The organism is Microbacterium sp. C448 (assembly GCF_000582705.2).
GTDB classification, from domain to species: Bacteria; Actinomycetota; Actinomycetes; order Actinomycetales; family Microbacteriaceae; genus Microbacterium; species Microbacterium lacus_A.
In genome coordinates this window covers 1-8165 of record NZ_HG779794.1, presented here as the reverse complement: position 1 = coordinate 8165, position 8165 = coordinate 1, and the positions used below count along the sequence as shown (strand labels likewise).

Annotated in this window: 8 protein-coding genes; 2 read left to right on the top strand and 6 right to left on the bottom strand. The window is 68.7% G+C overall.

Annotated features, from left to right (window positions below):
- Positions 1–214, bottom strand: a 214-nt coding sequence (locus MIC448_RS14510; RefSeq protein WP_036301314.1) for a pyridoxal-phosphate dependent enzyme, incomplete at its 3' end; no start/stop codon positions are given.
- Positions 211–1437, bottom strand: a complete 1227-nt coding sequence (locus MIC448_RS14505) for an AI-2E family transporter (RefSeq protein WP_051514066.1) — start codon at positions 1435–1437, stop codon at positions 211–213. The genes MIC448_RS14505 and MIC448_RS14510, both read right to left, overlap by 4 nt.
- Positions 1438–1603: 166 nt before the next feature.
- Here MIC448_RS14505 and MIC448_RS14500 point away from each other — a divergent pair, with 166 nt between their 5' ends.
- Together MIC448_RS14500 and MIC448_RS14495 are read left to right on the top strand one after the other, a co-directional pair.
- Entirely contained in the window at positions 1604–2920 is a 1317-nt protein-coding gene (locus tag MIC448_RS14500; RefSeq protein ID WP_051514063.1) for a winged helix-turn-helix domain-containing protein, read from the top strand.
- A complete protein-coding gene (locus MIC448_RS14495; RefSeq protein ID WP_036301311.1) occupies positions 2917–3864 on the top strand; it encodes a hypothetical protein in 948 nt (315 codons plus the stop codon). The genes MIC448_RS14500 and MIC448_RS14495 overlap by 4 nt, the downstream gene beginning before the upstream one ends.
- A 3-nt stretch (positions 3865–3867) precedes the next feature.
- On the opposite strand, the gene MIC448_RS14490 is transcribed toward MIC448_RS14495, so the two are convergent.
- The 4 genes from MIC448_RS14490 to MIC448_RS14475 form a co-directional block, all read right to left on the bottom strand.
- Positions 3868–4755 (bottom strand): M48 family metalloprotease, encoded by an 888-nt coding sequence (locus MIC448_RS14490; RefSeq protein ID WP_036301309.1) that lies wholly within the window; start codon positions 4753–4755, stop codon positions 3868–3870.
- A 37-nt stretch (positions 4756–4792) separates the two neighbouring features.
- The gene (locus MIC448_RS14485) at positions 4793–5362 is read right to left on the bottom strand and encodes a LemA family protein (protein WP_036301308.1); all 570 of its coding nucleotides are present in this window, start codon (positions 5360–5362) and stop codon (positions 4793–4795) included.
- A gap of 86 nt (positions 5363–5448) precedes the next feature.
- Positions 5449–6762, bottom strand: coding sequence for a D-arabinono-1,4-lactone oxidase (locus MIC448_RS14480; protein WP_036301305.1), 1314 nt, complete (start codon positions 6760–6762; stop codon positions 5449–5451).
- Positions 6759–8000 (bottom strand): alanine racemase, encoded by a 1242-nt coding sequence (locus MIC448_RS14475; RefSeq protein WP_036301303.1) that lies wholly within the window; start codon positions 7998–8000, stop codon positions 6759–6761. Before MIC448_RS14475 ends, MIC448_RS14480 begins: the two co-directional genes overlap by 4 nt.
- Between the last annotated feature and the right edge of the window lie 165 nt (positions 8001–8165).

Below are 8165 nucleotides of genomic sequence, written 5' to 3'. Positions count from 1 at the left end.
GGCGGGACAGCCGGTAGGCGGCACCGCGGATCTTGAAGGAGCCGGTGCGCTGCAGGTTCTCGAGCTTGAGGTGAACGGGAACCCCGAGGACCTCGCTGAGGTGCTGCGAGTACTCGAGCGGGGTGTGGCTGACGACGCCCCGTAGCCCCTCGGCGGCATCTTCGTATTCCGAGAGCAGCGGCATGGTCAGCTCGCGTGGTTCGACGGAGGTCATGCCTGGGTCCCCTCGGGTCGGGTAGTCGGACGAGTTCTGGGTCGCGTGTTCCTCGTTCGTGGCACGGTACTCCAAATCAGTTCGCCGACCACCGCGCTATCCGGTCTCTCCCACCCTCGGGACCCGATGTACACGGCGAAGACATTGACGAACGCGGCGAGCGGCACGGCGAAAAGCGCCCCGGGAATGCCTCCGACGAGCGCGCCGCCGGCGACCACGAGCACAACGCCGAGCGGGTGCACCTTGACCGCCGCGCCCATGAGGATCGGCTGCAGGACGTGGCCCTCGAGTTGCTGCACGCCCAGCACGACGATCAACATCAGCACGGCGATGAACGGGCCGTTGTAGACCAGCGCCAGGAAGACGGCGACGGCTCCCGTGACGACGGCTCCCACAATGGGGATGAACGCGCCGAGGAACACCAGAACAGCAACGGGAATCGCGAGCGGAACGCCGAGGAGTGCTGCACCCAGCCCGATACCCACCGCATCGATCGAGGCGACGAGCAGCTGCGTGCGGGCGTAGTTGACGACCGTCACCCAGCCCGCGCGTGCGGCACCGTCGACGGGCTGACGCGCGGCACGCGGGAACAAACGCACGGTCCACCGCCAGATTCCGCCGCCGTCGGCGAGCGTGCAGAGCAGGATGAAGATCGCGAGAAGCGCCCCGACGGCGACGTGCCCGAGCGTGGAGCCGACCGCGAGCGCGCCCGAGAGCAGCAATTGGGCCTGCTCCTGGGCGAACGTCCACGCCTGGGCGAGCGCGTCGTCGATCTGCCCGGAAGTCAGGTGCAGGGGCCCATCGATGAGGTACTGGCGGAACTGCTCGATCGCCTCGACGGTGCGATCTTGCACGCTTCCCCACTGCAGGCCGACCTGCCAGACGACCAGCCAGATGAGCCCCGAAACGATCGCGAGTGTGCCCACCAGCGAGATCACGATGGCGAGCCAGCGGGGTACGCCGTGGCGCAGCAACCAGGTGAAGGCGGGCCAGAGCAGTGCGGTGACAAGGATCGCGATCAACAGCGGGATGACGATGACCTTGAGCTGTATGACGACCCACACGACAATCGCGACCGCGGCGGCGATGACGATCATGCGCCAGGCGTATGCCGCGGCCAGACGCAGCCCACGCGGGACGGCGGGGCTGAGGTCGCTCGAAACGGTGCGCTCCCGAATCACGTCGACGGGTCGTCGGCGCGGAGATTCGGGGGTTTCGTTCACTCGGCAAGTCTAGGAGTCGTATCGGGCTCCGGCATCCGCATCGGTGAGCGTCGGAGATCCGCGGAAACTCGGTGGCTACGCACTCGACCGGTCCGACGCTGCCCCGATCTCCGACGCCCGACGAGCGCCGAGAGGGATGTCGTAGGCCGGGGATAGGCTGGCGCCGATGAAACAGTCGCTGAGCGCGCGCGAGGCGCGGCGGATGGCGCTCGCCGCTCAGGGGTTCGGGCGCCGCGTCCCGGCGACCCCCGGCACGCGCCAACTCAACGCGACCCTGCGACGGATGCACACGCTGCAGATCGACTCGGTCAACGTCTATGCGCGCTCGCACTACATGCCCCTGTTCTCGCGCCTGGGTCCGTACGACACGGCCCTGCTCGACCGTCTGCTCTTCGCCCGGCGAGCCCCGTACGTGGAGTTCTGGGCGCACGTCGCGGCGTTCATTCCGGCAAGCGACTGGCAGCTCTTCCGGTTCCGGATGGATGACCACCGCGCGCGTTTCACGGCGCCGGGGACCTGGTTCGCAGAAAACATGCCGATCGTGGAGTGGGTGCGCGCCGAGCTCGGTGCGCGCGGCCCCCTGCGACCCGCCGAGATCGAGCACGATTCGCGGCGTGGCGGTCGCGGACCATGGTGGGACTGGGACGGGGTCAAACGGGCGCTCGAATATCTGTGGCTCATCGGAGAGGTGGCGGTGGCGGGGCGCCGCGGCTTCGAGCGCCGTTACGCCCTGGCCGCGGACGTCATTCCTGCGGCAGCGCTCGGGCGCGAGATCGCGCGTCCCGACGCGATCCGCGAGCTCGTCGTGCGCGCCGCGGCGGCGTACGGCGTTGCGACCGAGGCAGATCTGGACGACTACTGGCGGCTGCGCGACCGCAAGGCGGTCAAGCGCGCTACGGCTGAGCTGGTGGAGGAGGGTGAACTCGTGCCGGTCACCGTCGAGGGCTGGGACCGCGGCGGCAAGCCGCTGCCCGCGTGGGCCCATCGCGACGCCGCGCTTCCCCGTCGCGTCGACGCCGCGACCGTCCTGACGCCATTCGATCCCATGGTGTGGTTCCGTGATCGCGCGCAGCGGATGTTCGGCTTCGACTACCGGATCGAGATCTACACACCCGCTCCTCAACGCCGCTACGGCTACTACTCCCTGCCGATTCTGCTCGACGACGAGCTCGTGGGGCGCGTCGATCTGAAGGCCGACCGCGCGGGATCACGGTTGCTCGTGCAGTCGGCGTGGTGGGAGGACGGTCCGGTCCGTCCCGATGCCGCTCCCCGTGTCGCCGAGGTCCTGCGCGACGCGGCGAGATGGCAGGGTCTCGACGGGATCTCGGTGGCGAACTGGGGTGATGCGACGGGCGCATTGGCCGATGTGCTCGGAGCACCCCGGCACGAGGCGGGCCCGGAATCGATCGCACTCGCGCCGGACGAGCCGCAGACGGATGAGCCGGATGCCTCGTCGGCCCTCGAGCAGGGATCAGACTCGTGAGCCCCCGACAACGCCTGGGTCGCGGGTTGATCATTGCGATCGCGGCGGCGGTGCTCGTCGTGATCGGCGCGGGGATCGCTCTCGTCGTGTGGTTCACTGCCCGCGCTGACTCCCCCGAGGCCGGCGCACAGCGGTACCTCGACGCGCTCGCCTCAGGGGACGCGGACGACGTCCGCGCGACGATGACCACCGACGCGGCGCCGGACACGGCGACACGTGACACCTTCGAGGCTGCCACCGCGTACCTCACGCAGCCCAGCATCACGGGCACCGAGGCGATGACGGGCGAGAGCGTCACGGTGTCGGCGTCCTACCTGCTCACGGGCGACACCCACGAGGTGACGTTCACCATGCGGCTGGAGGACGGGCAGTGGTTGGCCGCTGCGGACGCACTCGGCACCATCACGGCGACGACGACGATCGGCGACGCGGTAACGATCGGTGATGTCGTGCTCGAAGCATCCGCTCCCCTGCTCGCCCTCCCCGCGGCGTACGACGTCGTTGCGGCACCGGCGGGGATCGTGACGGGCACGGCCGAGGTCGTCGTGGATCCCGGGGCGACGGCGGACGTCGCCGTCGAGGCAGCGCTCGCACCGGACGCGAGCGTGACGGCGCAAGCCGCGGTGGATGCCTACCTCGAGGCGTGCACGGCATCGTCGGCGGAGTCACCAGCCGTGACGAGCCCCCCGTCGTGCGGCATCAGCATCCCGTGGGGCGCCGATCTGGCGAGCGCCGACGGTTTCGTGTTTCGGATCGAGACGCTCCCCATCCTCGCCCTTGACGCCACCGGCGGGTTCATCGCGAGCGGCGGCTCCTACGTGGCGACGGTGTCGGGTCAGACCCGCGCGGGCACAACCGCTTCTTTCACGTACCGGGACGATGCATGGACGCTTCGAGGCGCCTTCACCTTCGAGGCCGGCGAGTTCGTCCTGCAGGCCTGGTGACGGTCAGAAGCTGCCGCCCATGGTGTGCAGGCGTTCGATCCGGTCCGGGATCGGCGGATGCGTCGAGAAGAGCCGTGTGAGGGCGTTCGGACGCAGCGGATCCGCCAGCCACAGGTGCGCCATCGAGGTGTTCGTCTTCTTCAACGGTTGAGCGTGTGCCTGAAGTTTCGCGAGCGCCGACGCCAGGCCGTCGGGGTTTCGCGTCGTGAGCGCGGCCGTCGCATCCGCCAGGTATTCGCGTTGGCGCGAGATTGCGGCCTGAACAGCACCGGCGAGGAGCGGCGCGATCACGGCGGCGACGATCCCGAAGATCAGGAAAACGATCTGGGCCTGTCCGTTGCCGCCTCGACGCGCGCCCCCGAACAGCGTCAGCCGCAGGAAGACATCGGCGAGCAGGCCGATCGCGACGACCAAACCGAAGACAATCAACGAGACCCGGATGTCGTAGTTGCGGACGTGGCCGAGCTCATGCGCGAGCACTCCCTCGAGCTCCTGATCGGTCATGATGTCGAGCAGGCCGGTCGTGACCGCGATCGCCGCCCGCTCGGGAGTCCGACCCGTCGCAAAAGCGTTCGGCGCAGCATCCTGCACGAGATGGACCTTCGGCATGGGCGTACCGGTCGCGATGCACAGGTTCTCGACCATGTTCCAGAGGCGCGGGTTATCCGCCTTCTGAATCTCGACCGCGCCGGCCAGCGCGAGGGCCTCGCGGTCGGCGACGAAGTACTGCAGAGTGGCGTAGCCGACCGCACCGATCACGACGAACGCGGTGATCCACCAGTTGTTCGACGCCAGCCATCCCGCGAGCACACCGAGCCCGCCGATGATCAGCACGAATGCGATCATGATGAACCATGTGTTGCGCTTGTTGCGCGCGATCGCGGAGTACACAGCTGCGCCGCCCGATCAGGCCGCGATGGCTGTCACGTCAGAACTGAACGCGCGGCGGCTCGGAGATCGCGGCGCCGTTCTCGACCTCGAAGAACTCGCGTTCCTGAAAACCGAGGTTCCGAGCGAACAGGTTGTTCGGGAAGATCTTGATCTTGGTGTTCAGCTCACGCACGCCGCCGTTGTAGAAGCGACGGGATGCCTGGATCTTGTCTTCCGTATCGACGATCGACTGCTGCAGCTGCAGGAAGTTCTGACTCGCCTGCAGTTGCGGGTACGCCTCAGCGACGGCGAACAGGGACTTCAGCGCCTGCTGCATGTGCCCCTCGGCGACTCCCGCGTCCGCCGGGCCCTGCGCCTGCAGAGTCTCGGCTCGCGCCCGGGTGACGCTCTCGAATACGCCTCGCTCGTGCGCGGCGTACCCCTTGACCGTGTCGATCAGGTTGGGCAGCAGATCAGCACGCCTCTTGAGCTGCACGGTGATGTCGCTCCACGCCTCGTCGACGCGCACGTTCAGCTGCACCAGCGAGTTGTACGTCGCCCAGAGGTAGATGCCGACGATGGCGACCAGGGCGACGACGATCAGGACCGGAATGAGCCATTCCCACATGGGTGTCTCCAGAAAGCGAGGTAGTCAGACGCGAGTTGTCGTACGTTCGCCCATCCTACCGACGCATCCCGGCGAACCCCTGGGAACTATTCGCCTAAAACCCGTTCCAGGTAGACGTTCGTGAAGCGCCTGTTGGGGTCGAGTCGGTCCCGCAGCGCCACGAAATCCGTGAAGCGCGGGTAACGCTCGGCGAAGTCGGCGGCACCGAGAGTGTGCATCTTTCCCCAGTGCGGCCGCCCGCCGTGCGCGAGCATGATCGGTTCGATCGCCGCGAAGTACTCCGTCGGGTCTTCCCGCCAATAGCGGTGCACGGCGATGTATCCACTCGCGCGTCCGTGGGCTGTGGACATCCAGAGGTCGTCCGCCGCCGCCGCGCGCACCTCGATCGGAAACGACACGCGCAGATCGGATGCATCGATCGCGGCCTGCACGTCGCGGAACGCCGCGGCGAGGTTCTCGAGGGGGACGGCGTACTCCATCTCGCGGAAGCGCACGGTGCGATCTTGCGTGAACACGCGCGTCGATAGATCGGTGTACTCGCGATCACCCGTCAGGCGCGTCGCGAGCCGGTTGATCGGGGGTGCCATCGCGGGAACGAGAGACGCCGACCCGCACGTCATGCGGTAGAGACCGTTGGCCAGCAGTGTCTCATCCAGCCAACGCGAGGCGCGCGGGAGCGGCGCGCGGGGCGTACTCTCGGGCAGGCGTGTATTCGTCTTGGTGAGCGCGACATCGGTGTGCGGAAACCAGTAGAACTCGAAGTGATCGGATGCCTCGACGCGGGCGGGCAGCTCCGCCACCACATCATCGACCGGTTCGGGACGCTCGACCGCGCGCAGCACGAACGCGGGTACGCACTGCAGCGTGACATCGACCAGGATGCCGAGGGCGCCGAGCCCGAGCGCCACGGCGGGCAGCATCTCCGTGTTCTCGTCGTCGCTCACGGTGAGCAGCTCACCCGTGCCGGTCACGAGGGTTGCCCCGACCACTTGCGTCGAGATGCCCCCGAAGCGCAGGCCCGTGCCGTGCGTCCCGGTCGAGATCGCCCCCGCGATGGACTGGCGATCGATGTCGCCGAGGTTCGCCATCGCGAGCCCGAAGGGGGTGAGCAGCCGTGGCATCTGGTGCAGCCGCGTGCCCGCGAGGACGCGAACGCGCGCCCGCTCGCGATCGACCTCGACGATGCCGCTCAGCTCATCGAGATCGAGCAGAACGCCTGGCGCAACGGCGATCCCGGTGAAGCTGTGGCCGGCGCCGACCGCCTTGATGCGCAGTCCCCGCGCGATCGCAGCCTGCACCGAGCGGACGACGGCAGCGGTATCGGCGGGACGCTCGACCCGTTGCGGCCGCACCTGCGCGGTTCTGGCCCAGTTGCGCCAAGTGCCGCCGATCCGGGTCACAGGAACGCTCGCCCTTCGCCGCGATAGGTCGGAAGCGCCCGCGCGATCGAGTCGCCGTCCACGAGCTGGACCTCATCGATCCGTTCCAACTGCTCGCCGCTCTTGGAGGGTCGCAACCACACCCGGTCGCCGACGGCGAGCGCTCGCGCAGTCTCGCCCTGAAGCGGTGTCTGCACCTCACCCGCACCCTCGCGGTCGAGCGCGCGGAGGCCCGTCGGCCAGACGGGCAGCGGCTGACGGGAGGCGAGCGGCGGTCCCGAGGCGATCCAGCCGCCGCCGAGGATCGTCGCGATGTCGGGCGTCGGACGCCGCACCACGTCATACGCAAAGGCGAGGGCCGGAGCCGGTGCGAACGCGCGGTAGCGGTCGAAGAGGTGCCCCGCGAAGAGACCACTGCCCGCGGTCACCTCTGTCACGGCGGTGTCGGCGGCCGTGAGTTCGAGCGATCCCGTGCCGCCCCCGTTCACGAACTCGAGGGGTGTGATGTCGCGGAGCGCGGCGACGATCGCGCCGCGTCGCCCCCGCAACTCCGCGATCGACCGACCCTGCATCCACCGAATGACCCCGTCGCCGCGGCCGTCGTGGTCGGGCTGCCCGGCGATCTGGGCTTCGTACATCATGAGCCCGACGAGGTCGAAGCCGGGCCGCATCGCGATCGTGCGAGCGAACTCCCGCACCTCGGCGACGGTGTGCAGGGGCGACCGGCGCACACCGATGTGCCCGAGCGCGGGTGCTCGCCACGAGGCATCCGCATCGATCGCAACCCGGATCCGCGGGCGCTTTCCGGCGGGGGCGACGGCATCGACCAGATCGAGCTGCGCGGGATCGTCGACCATGAGGGTCACACGGGACGTCAGCTGGTCATCGGACGCGAGTCGAGCAAGGCTCGCACGGTCGGCGCTCGGGTACCCCATCACGACGTCGTCGTGCGTCTCCGCGAGCCAGAGTGCTTCGGCGAGGGTGAACGCCAGGATGCCTCGGTAACCCGGCAGGCGTAGCACCGCGTCGATGACCTCGCGAACGCGCACAGACTTGCTCGCCACGCGGATCGGGGCGCCGCCTGCACGCACGAGCATGTCGAGGGCGTTGTAGCGCAACGCGCCAAGATCGAGGGCGGCGACCGGCGCCGGCAGGTGTGCGGTGGCTGTCGTGAGCCGGGGCCAATACGCCGCCGGCCTGGTCCAGGGCGTGGGATCGCCGACCGGGTCAGGGGGCGTGGGCGCCGTCAGATCGAGCACGCCCCCAGCCTAGGGCCGGGGTCGGCTCCCTTGATCATCGCGTCTGCTGAGCGGACTGTGGCGCCCACGCTCGCGACGACTCGCTTGTTTCGCGGGCCCGACGCAAGATGTGAGAAGTCTCATCTACTCGGCGCGATTTCGGCGTGATTCGGGGGCTTTTCGGGG

Excerpts from the sequence above, each read along its gene's own strand:
- MIC448_RS14500 (WP_051514063.1), top strand. The coding sequence starts at position 1,604 with ATGAAACAGTCGCTGAGCGCGCGCGAGGCGCGGCGGATGGCGCTCGCC.
- MIC448_RS14485 (WP_036301308.1), bottom strand. The coding sequence starts at position 5,362 with ATGTGGGAATGGCTCATTCCGGTCCTGATCGTCGTCGCCCTGGTCGCC.